Source organism: Nonomuraea turkmeniaca (genome assembly GCF_005889735.1).
GTDB lineage: Bacteria > Actinomycetota > Actinomycetes > Streptosporangiales > Streptosporangiaceae > Nonomuraea > Nonomuraea turkmeniaca.
Genome location: NZ_VCKY01000082.1, coordinates 12,134 through 33,841, shown reverse-complemented (window position 1 = coordinate 33,841; position 21,708 = coordinate 12,134). Strand labels below are relative to the sequence as shown.

At 70.3% G+C, this 21,708-nt stretch carries 20 protein-coding genes; 9 read left to right on the top strand and 11 right to left on the bottom strand.

Annotated elements, in window-relative coordinates; all coding sequences use genetic code 11:
• Positions 1 to 5 precede the first annotated feature (5 nt).
• On the top strand, positions 6 to 1,667 hold the full coding sequence (gene ilvD / locus ETD86_RS23860; protein WP_138668384.1) for a dihydroxy-acid dehydratase: 1,662 nt from the start codon (positions 6 to 8) through the stop codon (positions 1,665 to 1,667).
• Between the two features lie 196 nt (positions 1,668 to 1,863).
• Here the strand turns inward: ilvD and ETD86_RS23855 are convergent, their stop codons facing one another.
• The 8 genes from ETD86_RS23855 to ETD86_RS23820 all read right to left on the bottom strand — a co-directional run bounded on the left by ETD86_RS23855 (position 1,864) and on the right by ETD86_RS23820 (position 9,032).
• Positions 1,864 to 2,313, bottom strand: coding sequence for a hypothetical protein (locus ETD86_RS23855; protein WP_138668383.1), 450 nt, complete (start codon positions 2,311 to 2,313; stop codon positions 1,864 to 1,866).
• A 140-nt stretch (positions 2,314 to 2,453) separates the two neighbouring features.
• Complete coding sequence (locus ETD86_RS23850) at positions 2,454 to 3,347, bottom strand: sigma-70 family RNA polymerase sigma factor (RefSeq protein WP_138668382.1); 894 nt, start codon at positions 3,345 to 3,347, stop codon at positions 2,454 to 2,456.
• A gap of 9 nt (positions 3,348 to 3,356) precedes the next feature.
• Positions 3,357 to 3,743: an STAS domain-containing protein gene (locus tag ETD86_RS23845; RefSeq protein ID WP_138668381.1), complete on the bottom strand. Its 387-nt coding sequence runs from the start codon at positions 3,741 to 3,743 to the stop codon at positions 3,357 to 3,359.
• A gap of 53 nt (positions 3,744 to 3,796) precedes the next feature.
• A complete protein-coding gene (locus ETD86_RS23840; protein WP_138668380.1) occupies positions 3,797 to 4,774 on the bottom strand; it encodes a phosphotriesterase family protein in 978 nt (325 codons plus the stop codon).
• A 60-nt stretch (positions 4,775 to 4,834) separates the two neighbouring features.
• Positions 4,835 to 6,238 (bottom strand): methionine--tRNA ligase, encoded by a 1,404-nt coding sequence (gene metG / locus ETD86_RS23835; RefSeq protein WP_138668379.1) that lies wholly within the window; start codon positions 6,236 to 6,238, stop codon positions 4,835 to 4,837.
• A gap of 268 nt (positions 6,239 to 6,506) precedes the next feature.
• Positions 6,507 to 7,838, bottom strand: a complete 1,332-nt coding sequence (locus tag ETD86_RS23830) for an APC family permease (RefSeq protein ID WP_138668378.1) — start codon at positions 7,836 to 7,838, stop codon at positions 6,507 to 6,509.
• Between the two features lie 87 nt (positions 7,839 to 7,925).
• Entirely contained in the window at positions 7,926 to 8,384 is a 459-nt protein-coding gene (locus ETD86_RS23825; protein WP_138668377.1) for a universal stress protein, read from the bottom strand.
• Positions 8,385 to 8,411: 27 nt separating this feature from the next.
• A complete protein-coding gene (locus ETD86_RS23820) occupies positions 8,412 to 9,032 on the bottom strand; it encodes a DUF998 domain-containing protein (RefSeq protein WP_138668376.1) in 621 nt (206 codons plus the stop codon).
• A gap of 212 nt (positions 9,033 to 9,244) precedes the next feature.
• On the opposite strand from ETD86_RS23820, the gene ETD86_RS23815 reads away from it, so the two are divergent.
• A complete protein-coding gene (locus ETD86_RS23815; RefSeq protein ID WP_138668375.1) occupies positions 9,245 to 9,595 on the top strand; it encodes a MerR family transcriptional regulator in 351 nt (116 codons plus the stop codon).
• Positions 9,592 to 10,566, top strand: coding sequence for an aldo/keto reductase (locus ETD86_RS23810; RefSeq protein ID WP_138668374.1), 975 nt, complete (start codon positions 9,592 to 9,594; stop codon positions 10,564 to 10,566). The genes ETD86_RS23815 and ETD86_RS23810 overlap by 4 nt, the downstream gene beginning before the upstream one ends.
• A gap of 95 nt (positions 10,567 to 10,661) precedes the next feature.
• On the opposite strand, the gene ETD86_RS23805 is transcribed toward ETD86_RS23810, so the two are convergent.
• Positions 10,662 to 11,582 carry an anti-sigma factor RsbA family regulatory protein gene (locus tag ETD86_RS23805; RefSeq protein WP_138668373.1) on the bottom strand — a complete coding sequence of 307 codons (921 nt, stop codon included), beginning with the start codon at positions 11,580 to 11,582 and terminating at the stop codon, positions 10,662 to 10,664.
• 181 nt (positions 11,583 to 11,763) lie between these two features.
• Between ETD86_RS23805 and ETD86_RS23800 the strand changes: the two genes are divergently transcribed.
• The 3 genes from ETD86_RS23800 to ETD86_RS23790 all read left to right on the top strand — a co-directional run bounded on the left by ETD86_RS23800 (position 11,764) and on the right by ETD86_RS23790 (position 14,581).
• Positions 11,764 to 12,315: a DUF1707 SHOCT-like domain-containing protein gene (locus ETD86_RS23800; RefSeq protein ID WP_246148102.1), complete on the top strand. Its 552-nt coding sequence runs from the start codon at positions 11,764 to 11,766 to the stop codon at positions 12,313 to 12,315.
• A gap of 228 nt (positions 12,316 to 12,543) precedes the next feature.
• The gene (locus ETD86_RS23795; protein WP_138668372.1) at positions 12,544 to 12,921 is read left to right on the top strand and encodes a hypothetical protein; all 378 of its coding nucleotides are present in this window, start codon (positions 12,544 to 12,546) and stop codon (positions 12,919 to 12,921) included.
• A gap of 94 nt (positions 12,922 to 13,015) precedes the next feature.
• Entirely contained in the window at positions 13,016 to 14,581 is a 1,566-nt protein-coding gene (locus tag ETD86_RS23790) for a DUF2079 domain-containing protein (protein ID WP_246148101.1), read from the top strand.
• A 4-nt stretch (positions 14,582 to 14,585) separates the two neighbouring features.
• On the opposite strand, the gene ETD86_RS23785 is transcribed toward ETD86_RS23790, so the two are convergent.
• A complete protein-coding gene (locus ETD86_RS23785) occupies positions 14,586 to 15,680 on the bottom strand; it encodes a glycosyltransferase (protein ID WP_138668371.1) in 1,095 nt (364 codons plus the stop codon).
• A gap of 38 nt (positions 15,681 to 15,718) precedes the next feature.
• Here ETD86_RS23785 and ETD86_RS23780 point away from each other — a divergent pair, with 38 nt between their 5' ends.
• The 3 genes from ETD86_RS23780 to ETD86_RS23770 all read left to right on the top strand — a co-directional run bounded on the left by ETD86_RS23780 (position 15,719) and on the right by ETD86_RS23770 (position 21,129).
• Complete coding sequence (locus ETD86_RS23780) at positions 15,719 to 16,537, top strand: PIG-L deacetylase family protein (protein ID WP_246148100.1); 819 nt, start codon at positions 15,719 to 15,721, stop codon at positions 16,535 to 16,537.
• A 50-nt stretch (positions 16,538 to 16,587) separates the two neighbouring features.
• Positions 16,588 to 17,655 carry a lysylphosphatidylglycerol synthase domain-containing protein gene (locus tag ETD86_RS23775; protein ID WP_138668370.1) on the top strand — a complete coding sequence of 356 codons (1,068 nt, stop codon included), beginning with the start codon at positions 16,588 to 16,590 and terminating at the stop codon, positions 17,653 to 17,655.
• A 78-nt stretch (positions 17,656 to 17,733) separates the two neighbouring features.
• Positions 17,734 to 21,129 (top strand): ATP-binding protein, encoded by a 3,396-nt coding sequence (locus ETD86_RS23770; protein WP_138668392.1) that lies wholly within the window; start codon positions 17,734 to 17,736, stop codon positions 21,127 to 21,129.
• Here the strand turns inward: ETD86_RS23770 and ETD86_RS23765 are convergent.
• Positions 21,098 to 21,604 (bottom strand): hypothetical protein, encoded by a 507-nt coding sequence (locus ETD86_RS23765; RefSeq protein WP_138668369.1) that lies wholly within the window; start codon positions 21,602 to 21,604, stop codon positions 21,098 to 21,100. The genes ETD86_RS23770 and ETD86_RS23765 overlap by 32 nt on opposite strands.
• Positions 21,605 to 21,708: the final 104 nt, after the last annotated feature.

Genomic DNA, 21,708 nt, shown 5'->3' with positions numbered 1-21,708 from the left:
GGGGTGTGACGACCAGAAAGACCATCGCAAACGACCCCGACCGCGCACCCGCCCGCTCCCACCTGTACGCCATGGGCATGTCGGAGGAGGAGATGCGCCGCCCCGTGGTGGGCATCGCCTCCACCTGGACCGGCACCATGCCCTGCAACCTCACCCACCGCGAGCTGGCCGCCCACGTGGCCGAGGGGGTGCGCGCGGCGGGCGGCATGCCGATGGAGTTCAACACCATCGCGGTCTCCGACAACCTCACCATGCACACGCCAGGCATGCGGACGTCGCTGGTCAGCCGCGAGGTCATCGCCGACTCGATCGAGCTGATGGGCCGCGCGCACGGCTTCGACGCGCTGGTGGCGATCGTCGGCTGCGACAAGACCGTGCCCGCGGCGATCATGGCACTGGCCCGACTGGACGTGCCGTCCGTGATCCTCTACAGCGGCAGCATGATGCCGGGCCGATGGCGCGGGCGGGACGTGACGATCCAGGACATGTGGGAAGCGCTGGGCGAACGCGCCGTCGGCCGCATGGACCAGTCCGAGCTGGACGACCTGGCCAAGCACGCCTGCCCGGGCGCCGGCACCTGCGCCGCCCAGTACACCGCCAACACGATGGGCAGCGTCGCCGACTTCCTCGGCCTGGCGCCGTTCGGCGTGGGCGACATCCCGGCGGTGGCCCCGGAGAAGAACGCCGCGGCGTTCCAGGTCGGCGAGATCGCCATGGACGCGCTGGCCCGCGACGCCCGACCGTCCCGTGTGCTCACCGAGGACGCCCTGCACAACGCGATCGTGTCGGTGGCGGCCATGGGCGGATCGACGAACGCCGTGCTGCATCTGCTGGCCATCGCGCGCGAGGCCGGGCTGCCCCTGGAGATCGACAGGATCGGCGAGGTCTGCCGCGAGATCCCGATCATCACGGGCCTCAAGCCGAGCGGCGGCGACCACACGGCACTCGACCTGTGGCGGGCCGGCGGCACCTCGCTGGTGGCGCGCAGGTTGCTGGCGGCCGGGCTGCTGCGCGAGAACGTCACGCTGGTGGACGGCCGCAGGCTCGTCGACGTCGCCGGGGCCGCCCATGAGACGCCGGGTCAGGAGGTCGTGGCGAGCGTGGAGCGGCCGTTCAAGCGGCGCGGCGCGCTGGCCATCCTGCGCGGCACGCTGGCGCCCGACGGCTGCGTGCTCAAGCTGGGCGGCAAGAGCGACTTCCGGCACGAGGGCCCGGCCAGGGTGTTCGACTCGGAGGACGCCTGTTACGACGCCATCCAGGAAGGCCGGATCGTGGCCGGCGACGTGATCGTCGTCCGGTACGAGGGCCCGGCGGGGGGCCCCGGCATGCGCGAGATGCTCTCGATCACGGGCCCGCTCGTCGGCCGCGGTCTCGGCTCGTCCGTGGCGCTGGTCACCGACGGGCGGTTCAGCGGTGTCTCGCATGGCCTGGTGATCGGGCACGTGACGCCGGAGGCGTACCACGGCGGGCCGATCGCGCTGGTGCGGGACGGGGACACGGTGGTCGTCGACAGCGCGGCCGGGACGATCGACCTGCTGGTGCCCGAGGCCGAGCTGGCCGAGCGCCGGGCCGCGTGGCGGCGGCCCGAACGGCCGGTGGAGCGGGGGGTGCTGGCCAAGTACGTCATGACGGTCGGCTCCGCCTCGGACGGCGCGATCACCGTCTGACGGCCGCTATGCTGCCCATTGACGTTCGGCGGTGCCCGGAAAGGGCGTTTCAGAGGAGATTTGCGCGATGTACAAGGAGTTCGCTGTCGAGGCCGTTATGTGGCTCGTCCCGGTCGCCGTGCTGATCGGGGTAGCACTCCTCGTCACCGCGTGAGCCAGGGGCCGGGCCGTGGGTCGGCGGCCCCTGGCCACTCACTCAGCGGTAGTACCTGTAGGACACGTTCGTCCTGGCGTAGTACCTGAAGCCGGTGAAACCGTCCAGGTAGTCGTTGTAGGCGTTGCTCAGCGAGTTGGTGCGCACGGTGCACGCCGCGTAGCGCACCCCGTAGGACCTGACCGTGCCGACGTAGTCGGTGCACGTTCCGACGCTTCTGCCGTTGATGCTGAGCCGCGCGTTCATGCGGACGTTGTAGAGGTATTTGCGGGAGATGTTCTTGACCCGGACGTTGATCCTGCAGGTGTCGCGGCACCGGCCGAAGGACACCCTCGTACGGATCAGTTGTGCTGCGGCCGTGAGGGTGGCCTCCGATTCCGTCGTCACACTCGCCACGGAGGTGGCCGTGGCGGAGGACGCGTTGGCGGGCGCCGCTATGAGCGCGGTCGCGGCAGCAGCCACTAAGACCGTGCCGGCAAGTTTCTTGATCATTCTGCCCCCTATGCAGAGACGGTCGCTTTGTTGGCAGCGACTCGTACCTGTCCGACTACTATCAGGGAAGCGGACTGATCCACATTTGGGACGAGTGATCCGATACGAAACGGTTATCCGCTTATGTCGACCTTATGAGGCTATGAGGCCCACGCCAGCAGCGGCCCTCCCTGCCTGAGCCGTTTCAGCGCCTGTTTCTCCAACTGGCGGATCCGTTCCCTGGTCAGACCCAGTTGCTCACCGATCTCGGTGTACGTCTGGACCTGCTGACCGCTGAGTCCGTACCTGAGCCTGATGACGATCGCCTCGCGCGGCGGGAGCATGGTGACCACCTGGTGGAGCTCGTCGCTCAGCGCGCGCCGCTCGGCCGACTCCTGAACCTGCAGCCCGTCCTCGTCGGCGATCATGTCGCCGATCCTGCCCTCCCCGTGCTCGCCGATCGGGATGTCCAGGCTGACTATGTCCTGCCCGAGCACGCGTAACGCGGCGACCTGGTCCGGCGAGCGGTCGGCCGCCTCCGCGAGCTCGACGTCGGTCGGATCCCTGCCCAACTCGGCGGCCAGCTGCCGCTCGGCCCTGATGAGCCGCGACAGCTCCTCCGCCACATGGGACGGCAGCCGGACGGTACGGCACTTGTCGTGGATGCCGCGCTCGATGGCCTGGCGGATCCACCACATCCCGTATGTGGAAAACTTGTAACCCCGCCGGTAGTCGAACTTCTCCACAGCTCTGATCAGTCCGAGATTGCCCTCCTGGATGACGTCGAGGATCGGCAGCCCCCGGAAGGCGTAGCGCCTGGCGGTGGCCACCACCAGTCGGAGGTTGGACCTGATCAGCAGGTCCTTGGCGCGTTGCCCGTCGCGTGCGACGGCTGCGAGCTCTGGCGTGCTCGCGCCGCGCTCGATCAGATGGCTCGCGTACAGGCCTGCCTCGATCCGCCGGGCGAGGTCGACTTCGTCCGCGGCGGAGAGCAAGGGGGTCTTTCCGATCTGCTCCAGATACATGCCGAGCAGATCGGGATCTTCGGCCGACATGCCCGGGCACTACCCGGTAAACGGCGGCGAATTCCCTTCGTCGTTGAGTTCGGCGATGGCCAGCTCGGCTGTGCTGCGGATGTCGAAGAACTTGTCCAGCGCGGTGATCGCGAACAGGTGCTTACACCGGCCGTTGAGCCCTGACAGCAGCAGCCGGCCGCCGGAGGCGGTGACCGCCTTGTGCAGGTAGACCAGCACAGACAGCCCGGAGGAATCGCACACGCTGACGGCCTGCATGTCGATGACGAGGAGCGGGGGCTGGGTCAGGTCAAGGGCCTTGGTGACGCGGTCGCGGACCTCCGCGGCGGAGCCGAAGTCGAAATCCCCCGTCAGTCGCGCGATGACGCAGGGTCCCTGGAGTCCGAGGCTGATCGACAAGGCCTGCTCCGAAGTCACCCAACTCCACCTACCTGCGTTGCTCGCCCGATCGAGACCGCTTGTCGACCACTTTACGAGAAGTAGCGCTTCGGGTTGAACACCAGCATCTGCTCAATCTGGTCATCGGTCACACCCGAGTCCAGCAGTGCGGCCAAGACGTCATCGTGAATGTGATCGTAGCGCCAGTTGGGCGCGAGCGTGCCGCGGGCCTCGTCCCAGGCGCCGCCGAAGTAGTCCGCGAAGCAGGCGGCGTCGTGGCTGAGCACCATGCGGTCGGCGTATCCGCGATCGCACAACGCCGCGATCGTGGCCACGCGCTGCGCGGTCGGGTTGAAGACGTCCAGGCCGAACCGGTCCATCCCGAGCGTCGCGCCGGTGTCGGCCAGCCGCATGAGGTAGTCGAGGTCGTTGCTGTCGCCGGCGTGCCCGACGACCACCTTCGTCAGGTCCACCCCTTCCTTGGCGAACAGGTCCAGCGCGATCAGCCCGCTCTGTGTGAAGGAGTTCGTGTGGACGGTTATCGGCGCACCCGTGCGCACATGTGTCTGCGCGACCGCCCGGCAGATGCGCTCGACGCCGGGCGTGAGGCCCTTCTGCTCGACCACGCACTTGAGGAACGCCGCCCGCACGCCCGTGTCGGCGATGCCGTCGGTGAGGTCGCGGACGAAGTCGTCGATCATGGGCTCCGGTATGTCCATGAGCAGGCCGGGGCCGCGGTGCTCGTACTGGTGCGGCAGCTCCTCGAAGGCGTAGATGCCGGTCGCGACGATGATGTTCAGGCCGGGCACCTGCTCGGCGATGCGCTGGATGCGCGGGATGTACCTGCCGAGGCCCCACACCGTCGGGTCGACGAGCGTCCGCACGCCCTTCGCGGCCACCGCGTTGAGCTTGGCGACGGCGTCCGCGACCCGGAACTCCTCGTCCCACCAAGCGCCCCTGCCGTAGTTGTCCAGGTGCTCGGTGGCCATGAAGAAGATGTGCTCATGCATCAGGGTCTGGCCGAGGTCGTCGACGTCTACCGGGCCGCGGACGGTGTTGACGGTGGGCATGGTGGGCCTCCATACCGGCTGGTCGGTGTGCGCCAACGTAGGCCCGCCGCACGACCGCCGTCAACCAGCCACTCTGGGATAAAGAGGCTTGGGCCGGGCCAGGCGGGTGCCGCGCACCGCCGCGTCCACCCGCGCCGCCGCCGTGGGCAGGAAAGGCTCCAGTTGTACGGCCAGCGTCCGGCACGCGTGCACGAGCGTGCCCAGCGACGCCTCCTGCCCCGCCCGGTCCTGCTGCCACGGCCGGGTGCGCTCGACGTACCGGTTGGCCTCCTCGACGATCGTCCACACGGCCGCCGCCGCCCTGCGGAAGTCGTACTCCTCCAGAGCGTCGTGCACCGCGCCCGGCACGCCGGCCAGGTCCTCCGCGGGGCCGGGCACGTGGCCGTCCAGGAAGCGGCAGACCATGGTGACGACCCGGTTGACCAGGTTCCCCAGCCCGTTGGCCAGGTCCTCGTCGGCCCTGGCGATCAGGCGTTCCTCGGTGAAGTCGGCGTCGCCCACGCGCGGCACCTCGCGTAGCAGCCACCACCGCACGGCGTCCACACCGTACGAGTCCACGAGCGCCACGGGATCGACCGCGCCGCCCGACGATTTGCTGATCTTCTGCCCGGCCACCGTGAGGTAGTCGTGCACGAAGATCTCCGTGGGTAGCGGTAGCCCGGCGGACAACAACATCGCGGGCCAGTACACGGCGTGAAACCTGATCACGCCCTTGCCCATCAGGTGCACCTTGCGCGGCTCGGCGACCCACCAGCGCTCGTAGTCGCCGCCGTCGAGCGCGGTGATGTAGTTGGCCAGCGCGTCCCACCACACGTAGACCACCTGTGCGGGGTCGCCCGGGACGGGGATGCCCCAGCCGCGGGCGCGGGCGGCCGACCGCGAGACGCTGATGTCCGCCAGCCCTGCCTCCACGAACGCCAGCACCTCGTTGCGCCGCGCGGCCGGCTCGATCCTGAGCCCCCCGTCGCGGATCAGCTCGCTGAGGACGTCCTGGTAGCGGGAGAGCCGGAAGAACCAGTTCTCCTCCGACACCCGTTGCAGCGGCTCCTGGTGCCCCTCGGGGCAGGGGCCCGCTGCGTAGAACTGCTCGCAGCCCACGCAGTAGAGCCCTTCGTAGTGCCGTTGGTAGAGATCGTGCTCGACCGCCCGCCAGATGCGCTCAACCCCCGCACGGTGCCCTGGGTGACTACTTGTCCGAATAAATGAGTCGAAAGACAGATCCAGTGGGCCGCGCAGCCCTTCGAACGCGGCCGCGTTCCTGTCCACCAGCTCCCGCACCGGCACGCCCTCCGCCTCCGCGGCCAGCACGTTCTTCAGCGAGTTGTCGTCGGTGCCGGTCTGGAAACGCACGGGTTCGCCGCGCCGCCGGTGGTGCCTGGCCAGCGCGTCGGCCTGAACGAGCTCCAGGGCGTGCCCGAGGTGCGGGCGGGCGTTGACGTAGGGAATGGTCGTCGTGATGTACATCGGGTGCCTCCCCAAGGGCCCCGGAAACGACGTGAGGCCCCGGATCGCAGGGCCTCAACAAGACGTCGCCGATGAAAGCCCCTAGGGGGCCATCATCACCAGCGAGATCGTCATGCCCGCCATGCTAGCCACTACGCCGCCGCACCGGCCACCCGATAAGACGACCTCGGGTGCCGCCCCCGACCGTCCGCGACCCCGCCCCAGGGGGAGCGGGCGCCGCGGCGGGCGGAGCAGGCGGAGCAGGCGGTGTTTCAGCGGGAGCGGTGTTTCAGCGGGAGCGGTGGCGGGCCAGCCAGATCACCAGACCCACCGCGAACACCGCCAGGCCCGCCAGCACGGACGCCGCCGGCAACGTGGCCGCCAGCACCAAGCACAACCCCAGCCCCAGGACGGGCACCACCTTCGGCGGCGCGCCCTCCTCCCGGGTCAGCGTGAACGCGCACGCGTTGGCGATGGCGTAGTAGACGAGCACACCGAACGACGAGAACCCGATCGCGCCCCGCAGGTCGGCCACAAGCAGCAGCACGATGACCGCGACCCCGACCGCCGCCTCGGCCCGCCGCGGCGTCTGCCGCACCGGGTCCACGGCGGCCAGCACGCCGGGCAGGTCCCGCTCGCGTGCCATGGCCAGCACCGTACGGGAGACGCCGAGCAACAGCGCCAGCAGCGCGCCGAGCGCGGCCACCGCGGCGCCCGCCCCCACGACCGGCGCCAGCCATCCGGCCCCGCCTTCGTTGACGAGGTCGATCAGCGGCGCCGCGGATCGGGCCAGCAGCTCGGGCTGGAGCACGCGGAGCGCCCCCATCGCGACCAGTGCGTAGACGACGAGCGTGATGCCCAGCGCGATGCTCACCGCCCTGGGGATGGTGCGGGCCGGGTCGCGGACCTCCTCGCCGAGCGTGGCGATCCTGGCGTATCCGGCGAACGCGAAGAACAGCAGCCCGGCCGCCTGCAGCACGCCCCACGCGTCGACACCGGCGGGCGCCGTGCCGATGGCAAGCGACGTGGTGAGAAAGGGCTCGGCCGGCGGCGTGTGGGCGAACCAGCCGAAGGTGACCGTCGAGTCCCCGGTGAAGCCCACGACGATCACCGCGGCCAGCACGGCCAGCACGAAGGCCACGATCATCTTGGCCACCCAGGCCGAGCGCCGCACACCGTAGAGGTTGAGCACCGTCAGCGCCACGACGGCGGCGATCGCGAGGGGCCTGGCCAGGCCGGGGGCGACGTAGGCGCCGAAGGTGAGGGCCATCGCCGCGCAGGAGGCGGTCTTGCCGACGGTGAAACCCCAGCCCGCCAGGTAGCCCCACAGCGGCCCGAGCCGCCGCCGGCCGTAGACGTATGTGCCGCCCGACTCGGGATAGCGGGCGGCCAGGCGAGCGGAGGACGTGGCGTTGCAGTAGGCCACGACGGCGGCGACCGCGAGTGAGGCCAGCAGCCAGTAGCCGGCGGCCTCCGCGGCGGGCGCGAGCGCGGCGAACACGCCCGCGCCGATCATCGCGCTCAGCCCCACGACCACCGCGTCCGTGGTGCCCAGCCGCCGCGCCAGCTCCTCGGGCAACGCCCCCGCCTCCTCCGCCGATCGAGCCCCACTCTGCCGCATCCCACCGACAACGCGAAGCGGGAGAAGGGTTACAGCGGGCCGAACACACCGGAACAAAAGCCGGAACGAACCTCAGCGGCGGGCCGGTCAGCGGTCGGTCTGCGGGGAGGGCACCACCAGGACCGGCCGGTGCGTGTGATGCAGGACCCGGTCGGACGTGCTGCCGAGCAGCATCGAGCGCACCCCGCCCAGCCCCCGGGTTCCCGTCACGATGAGCGTGGCGTCGATCTCGTCCGCCACGTCCACGATCGTCGCCCACACCGCCACCGAGTCCGCCTCACACCGCGGAACGGCGTCCAGCCCGGCCTCCCGGGCCAGGTCGGCGCCGTGCCGCGCCAGCTTCCGCATCGCCTCGCCGATCGCCTCGTCCCCGGCCATGTCGCCGTCGATGGTCATCATGAGCCCGGCCGACGCCCTGGCCGAGGTCATCGCGAGCCGCTCCCACACCGTCAGCACGACAGCGGACTCCCCTTTCAAGATTCGGCCCGCGAAGGCGATCGCCGCCTTGGCGTCGTCGGATCCGTCGTACGCGATCAGAATCGTCATGTCAGCCCCCTTCCCCTAGGGCGGTTTTCACGCCTGGCGGACGACCGGCCGGCCCACGAGCGAGTGCCGCAGCATCGACAGCCCGGCCACTGCCAGCACGCCGAGCTCGGTCACGACCACGGCCCGCTGGGTCAGCCCGGCAGGGATGTCGTCGTTGGTGAGCGGGATGCCGAACATGCGCACCACGTACGGGATCACGACCAGCACCAGCGCGCCGAGCGCCAGCCCGCACAGGATCTTCATCGCCTTGGCGTACCGGATCCTGGCCTTGACCAGCAGCAGCCCGGCCGCGGGCATCACCAGGAAGGCGGCGAAGGCGGCGTAGCGGTGGATGCCTCCCGACAGGGACAGCGGCAGGCCGGGCCGGTCGGTGGGGAAGGCGCCGATCAGGAACATGCTCGCGCCCCAGGCCAGCAGCAGCCCCACGATCCAGCGGTTCACGCCTGTCCGGCGCATCGCCTCCGCGATCAACGCGGAGCCCACGGCGAACAATGTCAGCGAGGCGGGGAGGAGCCAGCCGGACTCCTGGAAGGCGTACTCGCTGATGACGCTGTGCAACGGGTCGAGGCCGGCCTCGGCGTGGAGGGTCAGCATGGCGCCGGTCCCGACGCCGATGGCCGTGAATCCACTGACAAGCAATCCCTTCATGCCTCAAAGCTCGTGGAACACGGCCTTCCCGAATATCGGAGATCGGCCCGAAGCGGCCCTGAAGCACCCCCTAATCCTTAGGTCGGGGCGCCCCTGGGCAACCCTTGCTGACCTGTGCGGAAGTGACCCTGAGTAGGGCGTACCCCCTCAGGGTCGATACAGGGATCCCCCCGATTTGACTTAGAGCGCACTCTAAGGGCGACCCTGGAGACATGACGATCCAGGAGGCCGCGCAGCGGTCGGGCCTGAGCGCTCACACGCTGCGGTACTACGAGCGAATAGGGCTCATCCACTCGGTCGGGCGCAACGGCAGCGGGCACCGCGACTACGCCGAGCAGGACCTCCGGTGGCTGGAGTTCCTCACCAGGCTGCGCAGCACCGGCATGCCGATCGCCGACATGTGCCGCTACGCGCAGCTGCGCCGCATGGGGGAGCACACGTCCGACGAGCGCAGAGAGATGCTGGAGCTGCACCGCGAGCGTGTCAGGGCCAGGATCGCCGAGCTCACCCAGGACCTGAAGGTGCTGGACTACAAGATCGATTCCTACAGGGAGCTGGCATGAACAAGCGAACGCTTGGAACCGGCGGTCCCCAGGTCTCCGCGCTCGGCCTCGGCTGCATGGGCATGTCGGAGTTCTATGGACAGGCCGACGAGGCCGAGTCGATCGCCGTCATCCACCGCGCGCTGGACTTGGGCCTCGATTTCCTGGACACGGCCGACATGTACGGCAAGGGAGCCAACGAGGAGCTGGTCGGCCGTGCGATCAAGGGCCGCCGGGACGAGGTGGTGCTGGCCACCAAGTTCGGCGTCAAGCGCGAGGGTTCCAGCCGTTCGATCGAGAACAGCCCGGAGTACATCAGAGCGGCCTGCGACGCCTCGCTGCGGCGGTTGGGCGTGGACCACATCGACCTGTACTACATGCATCGGCGCGACCCGGACGTGCCGGTCGAGGACTCGGTCGGCGCCATGGCCGAGCTGGTCAAGCAGGGCAAGGTGCGCTACCTGGGCCTGTCGGAAGTGAGCGCCGAGACGTTGCGCGAGGCGGTCTCCGTGCATCCGATCGCCGCGTTGCAGAGCGAATACTCGCTGTTCACCAGGGGGCTGGAGGCGGAGATCCTGCCCGCGGCCAGGGAGGTGGGCACGGCGCTGGTCGCGTACTCGCCGATCAGCCGCGGCCTGCTGACCGGCACCTTGCCGCGTTCGGAGGAGTTGCCGGCGGACGACTTCCGCCGCCACATGCCACGCAATGTGGGCGAGAACGCCGAGCACAACGCCAAGCTGGTGGCTGAGGTGACCAGGATCGCCGAGGCGGCCGGCATCACCGCCGCGCAACTGTCGCTGGCGTGGCTGCTCGCCCAGGGCGAGGACATCGTGCCGATCCCGGGCACCAAGCGGCTGAAGTACCTGGAGGAGAACGCGGCGGCGGCCGCCATCACGCTGACGCCCGAGCAACTCGACGCCCTGGCGGCAGCCGTGCCCCCGGACGCCGTCCGTGGCACGCGCTACCCGAACATGTCCGAGGTCGAACGCTGAACGCGCCCCGCGCGGCCCCTTTCTCCGAAGGACCTGCACCGGGTTACGGCGCGGCGGAGACGGCGGGCGGCCGTTGTGCTGTGCGGAAACGCCTCTCAGGGCGCGTCGAAGTAGGCGCGGATGGTGGTGGCGCCGGCCTGCGTGTGCACGCGCACGAGATCACTGAGCAGGTTGACGATGAGCAGCCCACGCGATCCCGAGCGACGCGGATCAACCGGCCGGCGCCCGGCCAGCGGGTCGGCGATGTGCCCCCTGTCACTGACCTCGCACACCAGCCGGCCGTCTTCCGCCCAGACCCTGATGAGGCCGGACCCGCCCCCGTGGTCGAGGCTGTTGGCGCCCAGCTCGGCCGCGGTCAGCCGGATGTCGTCGAGCCGGTCGCCGGCGAAGCCCATCAGGACCGCCTGCCGCGTGGCCATGCCACGCGCGGCCGACAGGTTGGTGTGATCGAAACGCAGCGACTGGAACTCCTTGGGCTCATCCAGCGGCCGGTTGTGCCCCTCGACCACCAGATCGGGCGCGTAGTCGTCGCTGTACCACTCCCCCGACACGTCGCGCAGCACAGGATGGGTGCGTGCGGCCTCGCGGATGACCTCCGGCACCAGCCCCACGGTGTCGTACGGGCACAGGATCGTCACGTCCCGCCCCGCGAACGACAGGTTGATCAGCGCCTCGTGCTGGGCGCAGGCGGGATATTCCGTCTCGCTGCGCCCCGGCCAGATCGGCTCCCCGATGATCCGCACGTGCCCGTCGCGGTGCCGATCGGCGAAGTCACGCAGCACCGCCGGGATGATCCGCCCCGGGTTGCGCCCGGCCACGGTCATGTCGAGCAGCCGCACGGCACCCGCGTCCGCGCCCAGCTCGGCCTCGATCATGGCGAGATTCCTGGGTGGCACCGCGACCGCGACCGGCTCTCCCGCCGCCAGGCCTTCCCGCACGAAAGCCGTGGTCGCAGCCACATATTCCTGGTCGCTCCGGTAGAAGAGCGCAGGGTGCGAGAATGGTTCAGCCAGCATCAGCTGTCACGCTACCCAACGATGATGACTTCATGGCAGTCCGTTGGGTACGTATTGCGGTGTGAAGAGAGTCCAGGTCATCCAGCGCCCCCGTCCTCCACGCCTGCTGCCACCCCTCGATCTGCGCACCCCTTCCGGCCGACAGCTCCCGTTCTGAGCGTGGCGGATCTATGCTCATGACATGTCGGAATTGGAGATGCGGGTCTCCGACGAGGATCGTGATCGAACGACACGCCGCCTGCAACACGCGTTCAGCGAGGGCCGTCTTACCCAACTGGAGCTCGAAGACCGGCTCGAGGTGGCCCTGACCGCCAAGACGTACGGCGACCTGCTCGGACTGATCACCGATCTTCCGGATGAGCAACCGCAGGTCGACGACGTGGTCGAACTGGACGCGACCCACGGCAACCTCAAGCGCTCGGGCGACTGGGCGGTGCCGCGGCGCCTGCGGGTGTCGACCAAGTACGGCAGCGTCGAGCTCGACTTCTCCGAGGCGGTCGTCACCCATCCGGTCGTGCACGTCGAACTGGACCTCGTCTACGGATCCGCCAAGATCATCCTGCCCGAGGGCGGGGTGGCGAACGTGGACGGGTTCCGCAGCGACTACAGCCAGCCCAAGAGCGCCGTGCCGAGCCGCCCCCGCCCCGGCACGCTCCACGTGGTGGTCACGGGCAGGTCGAAGTACGGCGGGCTCGTCGTGCGTTATCCGCGCAAGCGCTGGTTCACCACCTGAGCCTGACCGGCCTGCGCACGATCTTCGACCGGACGCGCCGATAACGCCGCAGGTCACCGCGGCCAAGCGGCACCAGCGCCCCATCACGATGGCGCGCATACGAGACTGTCCCGACATCGGCCGCTTTACATCGGCTTGATACCGATGGTGTTACTGGGGTGCAAGTGATGGTCAAGTGTGGGCCCATAATGTTCCCTTCGTTCGCTAAACCTACGAAGGGCACTGGAAATGACACCCCCTCGCCGTCGTCTGGCCGTCGCGGCCGCGACGCTGACTCTTGCCGTCCTCACCATGACGGGCTGTGGTGCTCTGGGCCAGGCCGTTGACTGCAACACCGCTGCCAACGAGGCCACCAAGATCATGACCGACTGGAGCTCAGACGTCACCAAGAACGCCACCGACACCAAGGCCATCGGCACGGCCTCCAAGACGGCGGCGGACAAGACGAAGGAGCTCGCCGGCAAGTACGACGGCGACGTCGCCGCGGCGCTGAACGACCTCGCCGCCGGCTTCGAGACCATGGAGAAGGGCGACCTGAACGGGGTCACCGAGTTCACCGGCAAGATGAACGGTTTCTCCCAGAAGATCACCGCAGCCTGCACCTGATGATGGGTCCCGCGGTCGCCGCTCCGCCTGTGGGGGGCAGGTCGGCGCGGCGGCCGCGCCACATTCGTATGGATTCGTTCTAGTCTTGCTGCCCGTGACGGGTGACACGCTCGCGGCGCGTGCGGGGGTAGACGCCGCTGCCGCCTCATGGAGGATCCGGCTTTCCGGCCACCGCCCGCGGGTGGGCGCGATCGCGCTGCTCGCCGCGGTGGCCTATGCCGTGCTGGGGCTGGTCAAGCTGGCGTCCTTCCGGGCCAGCACGTTCGACCTGGTGATCATCGACCAGACGGTGCGCAACTACGCCGCCTTCCGGCCGCCGTACGCGCCGGTGCTCGGCATGTTCCATGGGCGCGGCATGGACTACCTCCAGCTCGCCGATCACTTCTCTCCCGCTTACGCGCTGCTCGCGCCGTTCTACTGGATCCACGACGGGCCGGAGACCCTGATCGTGGTGCAGGCGGTGCTGTTCGCGGCGGCGATCCCGTTCCTATGGCGCTTCACCAGGCGGGTGCTGGGCGTGGCGCCCGCTTATCTGGTCTCCGTGGCGTACGCGCTGTCGTGGCCGGTGTCGCAGGCGGTCGTGTTCGACGCGCACGAGGTCATGTTCGTCCCGCTGCTCACCGCGATCGTGATCGAGCGTTATCACGCCGGGCGCATGGCGCCGGCGCTCCTGGCGATGATCGGGCTCCTCCTCGTCAAGGAGGACATGGGGCTCATGGTGGCGGGCTTCGGCCTGTGCTTGTTCGTCATGGGCGAACGATGGCGGGGCGCCATGTGCGCGGTGCTCGGCATCGGGGCCGTGCTGCTCACCCGCGGTCTGGTGACCGCGGTCTTCGGCGGCGACGCCAAGGACTTCTGGGCCTACGGGCACCTCGGGAGCGACATTCCCGGCGCGGCCCTGGGGATCATGCGGGACCCGCTCGCCGCGCTGCTGCTGCCGTTCAGCGAGGAGGCCAAGGTCGACACGCTGTTCCTGCTGGCGTGGCCGACGCTCATGTTGTGCCTGCTCTCGCCGCTGTCGCTGGCGGCGCTGCCGCACGTGCTCGAACGTATGTTGTCCGACCGTGTCCAGTGGTGGCAGGCCGACTTCCAGTACAACGCGTTCACCGTGGTGATCCTGTTCTGCGCGGGCGTGGACGGGCTGGCCAGACTGCTGCGGTGGTACTCCGAGGACGACGGGAAGAGCCCGGCCGGAGAGAGCGAAGCCGATGGCGGGAAGAGCTCGGCCGGAGAGAGCCAAGCCGACGAGGGCCGAAGCGGCCCCGACCCTAGGCACGCCCAGATCAAGCTGGCCTGGTCCGTGGCCGTCTGCGCGGTCGCGCTCACGCTGGTCCCGAAGTTCGCCTTGGACCAGCTCTACCATCCGGCCTTTTACAAGGGGGATCCCAAGGCGGCCGCCGCCGCGGAGGCGGTGAGCAAGGTCCCTTCGGGCGTCACCGTCGAGGCCGTCAACTCGGTCGGCCCGGCGCTGACCTCGCGCGCCACCGTCCTGCTATGGTCGCCCACCCCGCGCGGCGCGCCGTGGGTGGTGGCCGACACGTTCCGCTGGGAGTACCCGTTCGGCTCGCTCGGCGATCAGCTCGCCAAGGTCAACGAGCTGCAGGGGCAGGGGTACGTGAAGGTGTTCGAACGCGACGGTTACGTGGTTCTACGGCGCTGAGTGCCTAGTGCGAGCCGCGGGCCTGCTGGTAGGCCCGTTCGAACCCCTGGAGCACCGTCGGCCACGAGCCGGCCGTGGGCGACGTGGCACGGTTGTGCGCGGCGATGGACTCGCGCAGCCCGGCGTCCACGCACAGCAGCGCCACCGCACGGGCCAGGTCGCCGAGCGTGCGCCCCAGCAGCCCCTCAATGCCGTCCTTGACGAAGTCGGCGACCCCGCTCTGCGCCCTGGCCACCACCGGCACCCCCGCCGCGCGGGCCTCCAGCGCCGCGATGCCGAACGACTCGCGCGGGGCCGGCGCCACGAAGACGTCGGCCGACTCCAGGACCTTGGCGATCTGCTCCCTGGTGTAACGGCCCGGCAGCGACACCCAGTCGCTCATCCCGTGCCTGGCCAGGAACCGCTCCATCTGCCCGCGAGCGGGCCCGTCGCCGACGATCGTGGCCCGCATGGGGATCCTGGCCGGCACCCGGGCACGCGCGGCCTGCAGGAGCCTCAGCAGCCGCACCGGCTGCTTGCGCGGCGCCAGCCGCCCCACCGCCACGACGTGCACCTCCTCCCGCCGATCCGGCGCTCCGGAGCTCGCGGGAGGCGGCGCCCAACCCGACAGGTCGAGGCCGTTGGAGACCACGCGCACCGGCACGCCCGGCCCGGCCACCGCGCGGATGGGCGCCGCCGCGGCGTTGCTGACCGTGGTGGCCACCAGTCCCCACCGCTGCCAGCCGAACGCCAGCCGCAGCAGCCGGTAGACCCCCCGGGTGACCGGATCCCACATGCTGTGCACGGTCACGACGCACGGTGTCCCCGCCCGCACCGCCGCTCGCACGCCCATCCAGGCGAACGGCGACACCGCCCCTGTGTGCACATGCACCACGTCGGGACGCGACGAGGTGATCCACCGCGTGAGATGCCCCACGCCGAACGGGTGCACCGGCAGGTCGAACGGCATCCTGGCGACGATCCTGCGCACGCCCGGCAGCGGCTCGCCCTTGGTCGCCGTGGCCACCGCCACCTCGTGTCCGGCCGCCCGCTGCATGCGTACGAGATCGGCCACCTGGACCTCGATCCCGCCGAGTCGCGGCAGGTAACAGTCACTCACGTGAAAGATCCGCACCCCTCCCAGACTAATCTGGGCGTGTGCCTCCACGTACCGCTGTGTTCTTCCATGCCCACCCCGACGACGAGGCCCTGCTGACGGCGGGCACCATGGCGATGCTCGCGGCCGAGGGGCACCGTGTGGTGCTCGTCGTGGCCACGGCGGGCGAGCGCGGCCTGGCCGACATCGAGCCTGGCGATGCGCTGGGCGAGACCAGGATGAAGGAGCTCTACAAGTCGGCGGCGGTGCTGGGCTGCGCCCGTGTCGAGTGCCTCGGCTACGGCGACTCGGGGCTGAGCCCGAAGGGCGGCAGCGCGGACGAGCGGCCGGACAACGCCTTCATCGACGCAGACACCGAGAGGGCGGCCAAGGCTCTGGCCTCGATCCTGCAGGAGGAGAAGGCCGACCTGCTGGCGATCTACGATCCGGCCGGCGGCTACGGGCATCCCGATCACGTGCAGGTGCACCGGGTGGGCAAGCGGGCCGCGCAGATCGCCGGCACGGAGATCGTGCTGGAGGCCACGGTCAACCGGGATCCGCTGGTGCGGCTGCTCAAGCTGGCGAGCCGGTTCTACAAGTTTCCGCCGGAGTTCGACGTGCGGACGTTCGAGAGCGCGTACTCACCGGGTGAGACCATCACCCACTGGGTAAATGTCCGGAAATATACGAAACAGAAGCGGGCCTCGATGGCCGCGCACGTCTCCCAGGCCAGCGGCGGCGACAGCGACCGCACGCTCGCCGTCCTGCTGAAGGTCCCGCGCCCGATCTACCGCTTCGTCTTCGGCACCGAGTGGTACGTTCGCCGCGGCCTTCCCGAGGGGACTCGCCTGCGTCATCCCTTCGAGCAGTGGCCCAAGTAATACTTCCGGACGAAGAGACCGCCCGCCGCGACCCGGCAGACTGGACTCCGATGAAGAACAAGTGGCTGCAGATCGCCCTGTCCGTGCTGTCGCTCGGGCTGGCCGTGCTGCTCGTGCTCTATTTGCCGCAGATCGTGCGCGCCCTCACCGGCAAGCCCGTCTCCTGGGCGGAGATCGGCGCGGTGTTCGGCTCGCTCGGCGCGGGCGAGATCGCCCTGATGACCGCGCTGTGGCTGCTGAGCCTGCTGGCCTACACGTTCGTGCTGACCAACTCGCTGCCCGGGCTCAACAACCTGCAGGGCCTGACGCTCAACGCGGCCGGCAGCGCGGTGAGCAACCTGCTGCCGTTCGGCGGGGCGGTGGGGGTGGCGCTGTCGTTCGCGATGACCAGGGGCTGGGGTTTCCCCAACCGGTCGATCGTGGTCATGACGCTGGTCAGCGGCATCTGGAACACGTTGTTCAGATTCATTCTCCCGGCCATCGGGATCATCGCGCTGCTGATCGCGGGCGAGGTGCCCAACACGACGGTCGCCAACGCGGGCTGGACGGGCGCGATCTCCATCCTGGTGCTGTGCGCGGTCGTGGCCGCCGCGCTCTACTGGCAGCGCGCCGCCGACGTGCTCGGCCGGGCGCTCGACGGGATCACCCGGCTGCTGCGCCTGAGGATCGACGCCTCCCAGGCATTCCACCGGCTGCGTGCCGACACCGCCGGCGTCGTCAGGACCCGGTGGCCCGGCCTGTCGCTGGGCATGATGTTCTTCCTCGGCTTCCAGTGGGCGATCATGGCGGCCTGCATGCACGCCACGGGCGCCTGGCCGGGGCTGGCGCAGTCGATCGCGGTCTTCGCCCTGTCGCGGATTCTCACCAGCGCCGTGATCACGCCGAGCGGGGCCGGGATCATGGAGAGCGGCGTGGTGATTTTGCTCACCACCGCGTTCGCCGTTCCCGCGGCTCCGGCCACCGCGACCGCACTGCTTTTCGGCTTCTGGACTTACACTATCGAGATCCCGTTCGGCGGCCTGGCACTGGGCGCATGGGCACTGCTGCGCAGGCGCAACGGCCGGAACGCCGGCACGGAGTCCCCATCCGCGATCTCGAAGTCGAAGGCCCCCCAGTGACAATCCCAAACCCCTCACGTACTTATCAACCACGGGCCTTGTGCGTGATTCGTAGGCCCGCATAGCGTGGCGGCTGACATGGTGGCGTTCCGAGTTCTGGGGCCAGTCGAGGCGTACGAACACGACGACGAACTCGACCTCGGCGGGTTGCGGCAGCGGGCCGTCCTCGCCCGACTTCTCGTGGCCAGAGGTCAGGTTGTACCGGTTGACACGCTTCTTTACGATCTGTGGGACGACGATGCGGCAAAGGGCGCGCAGTCGGGCCTGCAGGTCTACATCTCGCGCCTGCGCAGAGTGCTGGAGCCTGGCCGCCCGCGCGGTGGGCCGAACCGGCTGTTGGTGACGGTCGCGTCCGGCTACGCGTTGCGGGTGGCCTCCGACCAGGTCGACGCGCTCAGATTCGAGCAGCTCGTCCGCGCGGCGGGCGAGCACCTGGAGGAGGGCGACCCGCAGTCGGCACGAGGCCGCCTGGAGAAGGCGCTCGGTCTGTGGCGCGGCACCCCGTACTCCGACTTCGCCGACCAGCAGTGGGCCGAGGCCGAGGTCAACCGGCTGACCGAGCTGCGCCTGGTGGCGCGCGAGCGGCACGCCGACACCGGGCTGCGGCTGGGCATGCACGCCGAGACCGTGCCGGACCTGGAGGCTCTCACCACCGAGCACACGCTGCGCGAGGAGGGCTGGCGGCTGCTGGCGCTGGGGCTCTACCGCTGCGGCCGGCAGGGCGACGCCCTGGCGGCGCTCCGCAGGGCCAGGAACATCCTGGCCGACGAGCTCGGCATCGACCCGGGGCCGGCGCTGCGCAAGCTGGAGTCCGACATCCTGGCGCAGTCGCCGGAGCTGGAGCTGGCCATGCCCGCGCGGCCCTCGCGACCGGCGCCGGCCACCACCGACACCTGGCCGCCCCGTCCCGCCGCGCCGGTCGAGCCACCGCCGCTGGAGCCCGAGCCGTTCGTGGGCCGCGACGCCGAGCTGGCCAGGCTGACCACGACGGCCTCGCGCACGGGCCGGCTCCAGGTCGCGATCGTGACCGGGGTCGCGGGCGCGGGCAAGACCACGCTGCTGCGCCAGTTGGCGGGCAAGCTGGGCGGCGACGGCTGGATCACCTCCTCCGGCGCCTGCCCCGACTCCAGCGCCACCCCGCCGGGGTGGGCGTGGGTGGAGATCCTGCGCACGCTCGTCGGCATGACGGGCGCGGGCGAATACGCGCAGTTGCTCGCGCCGCTGCTGGACGACGCCGCGCCCGACCCTGACGAGGACGAGGTGTCCGGCGGGTTCCGGCTGCACCGCGCGGTCGGCGGCTACCTGGCCGGGATCGCGCGGCGGGCGCCGGTGCTGGTGACGCTCGAGGACCTGCACTGGGCCGACGACCAGACGCTGGCGCTGCTGCGGGCCCTGCCGAGCCTGCTGGCGACCAGCCGCGTGCTGCTCGTGGTGACGTGCAGGGAGAGCGAGCTGAACGACCGCCAGTCCGACGTGCTGGCCGCGCTGGCCCGGCTCGGACCGGTCCGGGTGGGCCTGTCGGGGCTCGACCCGAAGGCCGTGGCGGAGCTGGTCAGGGCGACGTGCGTGCGCGAGATCGACGAGGACGCGGTCGAGTCGATCGTCGAGCGGACCGGCGGCAACCCGTTCTTCGTCCGCGAGACCGTGCGCCTGCTGGACTCCGAGGGCGCGGCCGACCGGGCCCGCGCCACCGAGGTGCTCTCCCAGGTGCCGTCCGGCGTGCGCGACGTGCTGCGGCGGCGCATCTCGCGGCTGCCGTCCGGCGCGCAGCAGATCCTGCTCCAGGCCGCGGTGATCGGCCGGGACGTCGATCTCGACGTGCTGATCGCGGTGGCCGGTGACGAGGACGCGGTGATCGAGGCGGTCGAGGCGGCGCTGCTGACCGGGCTGGTGACCGAGCCGGGCCCAGGGCTGCTCAGGTTCGACCACGACCTGGTCCGCGACACCATCTACTCCGACGCCTCCCGGCTGCGCCGCGCCAGGTTGCACGCGGCCGTGGCCGGCGTGATCGAGCAGCACACGCCGGCCGACGTGGCCGCTCTGGCGCACCACTACTTCCTGGCCGACGCGGCGGAGAAGGCGGTCCACTACGCGGGCCTGGCGGCCGAGCAGGCCGAGCGGCGCTTCGCCCACCGCGAGGCGGCCACGTTGTGGGAGCAGGCCATCGCCGCGTTCGACCGGTCCCGCAACGACGAATCGGGCGCGCAGACGCCGGAACGCGCTAAGGAGCGCCTGCGGCTCATGTTGCGCCAGATCCGGGCGCTGGCGTTGTGCGGCGACATGACGGCCGCGCGGCTGCTGCGCCGCCAGGCCATGGACGCCGCGCTGCCGCTGGGCGACCTGGAGATGACGGCGAAGGTGGCGGCGTCGCTGGCCGTGCCGCACAAGGGCATGGCACGCGACTTCACCCGCACCGCGTGGGAGATCGTCGACGTCACCGAGAAGGCGCTCATGGAGCTGCCCGCGGGTGAGCAGCGGCTGCGCGCCAGCCTGCTGACCACGCTCGCGCTGGAACTGGAGGGCTCCTCCTCGCCGGAGCGGGGGCGGCAGGCGTCGCTGGAGGCGCTGGAGCTGGCCCGGCAGAGCGGCGACCCCGCACTGATCGCGGCGGCGCTGAGCGGGCGGTTGCGGCAGTCGTACGACATCCCGGCCGTGGACACCCGGGAGAGCATCGGCAGGGAGCTGCTGGAGGTCGCCCAGCGTTCGGGGCAGATGGCCACGCAGGCGCTGGCGCACCTGGTGTTACTTGAATGCGCGGCGGCCAGGGGCGAATTCACCACGGCCGACGAGCACGCGGCCGCCGCCGACCAGTTGGCCAGGCAGTACGACCTGTCGGCGCCGGCCGCGGTCGTGGTCTGGTACGGCGGCATGCGGCTCATGATCGCCGGCGACTACGCGGGCGCCGAGCGGGCCTACCGCGAGGCGGCCAGGATGACCGCGCGGGCGGGCATGCTGGAAGGCCGCCAGGACCTGCCGCTGATCACGATGTTCTGCCTGCACCTGGTGGACGGGCGGGCCGCGGAGACCGTCGACCAGCTGGCGGAGAAGCATCACAGCGGCGCCAAGTGGACGCTCGACGCCTACGCGCTGGCCCTGGCCTCGGCCGGGCACGTCAACGACGCCAAGGCCGTGGCCGCCACGCGCCCGCCGGTGCGCCCCGACTTCCTCTACGAGCTGGCGATGACCTGGCGAGCGCTGGCCGGCATGCTGCTGGACGACCGGGAGCGGATGGTCGACTGCTACGACAAGCTCAAGCCGTTCGCCGACCGGGTGGCGGGCGCCGGCACCGGTGTGGTGGCGCTGTGGCCGGTGGCGCTGACGCTCGGCGACCTGGCCATCCGCCTGGGACAGCCGGACGCGGCGCGGGACCATTACACGAAGGCTCTGGAGGTGGCCGAGCGGGTGGGCGTGCCGCGCTGGGTGGAGGCGGCCCAGCGGTCGGTCAGCAGCTCACCTGGAAACGGTCGCTCTTGACGGTCTTGGCGTCTTCGGCGGTCAGCTCGACGCGGTACCAGCCGGGGTTGCCGGTGATCTGGGGCCGCCACTCGACGGTCCGGGCGGCGCCGGCGAAGCCGTCGTGGTCGACGAGGTAGGTGCGCCAGCTCTTGGTGGCGGAGCTCCAGCGGGACAGCCGCCAGCCGTACGCCATGCCCTGGGCGGGGTCGGGGTTGAGCACCACGCTGCGGGCGACGTACGACTTGGCGCACCCGGCGCCGCCGTCGGCCAGGACGCTCACGGTGACCTTGCCGGCCTGGGCGGACAGCCGCTCCGTGATGGGCACCTCTTGGGCCGACAGGCTGACGGTCCGAGCGGGCTCGGGTGTGGAGCTGGCGCTACTGTAGGCGGAGAAGCCGACGTACGCGCTGGTGAAAGCGAGGGCGGCCACGAACAACTTGGCCGCGTTCGCGGTGCCACTGGCCAGGACGGCCGCGCTTCTCGTTGTCGACATCTTCAACACCCCTTTTTGGCTCACCCCTAGAGTGGAGTTAGGTGGTTGAGTGCTGGTTGTCGGCGAGTTGCACCTTTTGCTGGGGGCTTGCAAGCCGGTGTGGC

Excerpts from the sequence above, each read along its gene's own strand:
- ETD86_RS23815 (WP_138668375.1), top strand. The coding sequence starts at position 9,245 with ATGACGATCCAGGAGGCCGCGCAGCGGTCGGGCCTGAGCGCTCACACG.
- ETD86_RS23850 (WP_138668382.1), bottom strand. The coding sequence starts at position 3,347 with ATGTCGGCCGAAGATCCCGATCTGCTCGGCATGTATCTGGAGCAGATC.
- ETD86_RS23855 (WP_138668383.1), bottom strand. The coding sequence starts at position 2,313 with ATGATCAAGAAACTTGCCGGCACGGTCTTAGTGGCTGCTGCCGCGACC.
- ETD86_RS23820 (WP_138668376.1), bottom strand. The coding sequence starts at position 9,032 with ATGAAGGGATTGCTTGTCAGTGGATTCACGGCCATCGGCGTCGGGACC.
- ETD86_RS23840 (WP_138668380.1), bottom strand. The coding sequence starts at position 4,774 with ATGCCCACCGTCAACACCGTCCGCGGCCCGGTAGACGTCGACGACCTC.
- ETD86_RS23805 (WP_138668373.1), bottom strand. The coding sequence starts at position 11,582 with ATGCTGGCTGAACCATTCTCGCACCCTGCGCTCTTCTACCGGAGCGAC.
- ETD86_RS23765 (WP_138668369.1), bottom strand. The coding sequence starts at position 21,604 with ATGTCGACAACGAGAAGCGCGGCCGTCCTGGCCAGTGGCACCGCGAAC.
- ETD86_RS23775 (WP_138668370.1), top strand. The coding sequence starts at position 16,588 with ATGAAGAACAAGTGGCTGCAGATCGCCCTGTCCGTGCTGTCGCTCGGG.
- ETD86_RS23830 (WP_138668378.1), bottom strand. The coding sequence starts at position 7,838 with ATGCGGCAGAGTGGGGCTCGATCGGCGGAGGAGGCGGGGGCGTTGCCC.
- ETD86_RS23810 (WP_138668374.1), top strand. The coding sequence starts at position 9,592 with ATGAACAAGCGAACGCTTGGAACCGGCGGTCCCCAGGTCTCCGCGCTC.
- ETD86_RS23825 (WP_138668377.1), bottom strand. The coding sequence starts at position 8,384 with ATGACGATTCTGATCGCGTACGACGGATCCGACGACGCCAAGGCGGCG.
- ETD86_RS23770 (WP_138668392.1), top strand. The coding sequence starts at position 17,734 with ATGGTGGCGTTCCGAGTTCTGGGGCCAGTCGAGGCGTACGAACACGAC.
- ETD86_RS23795 (WP_138668372.1), top strand. The coding sequence starts at position 12,544 with ATGACACCCCCTCGCCGTCGTCTGGCCGTCGCGGCCGCGACGCTGACT.
- ETD86_RS23800 (WP_246148102.1), top strand. The coding sequence starts at position 11,764 with ATGTCGGAATTGGAGATGCGGGTCTCCGACGAGGATCGTGATCGAACG.
- metG (WP_138668379.1), bottom strand. The coding sequence starts at position 6,238 with ATGTACATCACGACGACCATTCCCTACGTCAACGCCCGCCCGCACCTC.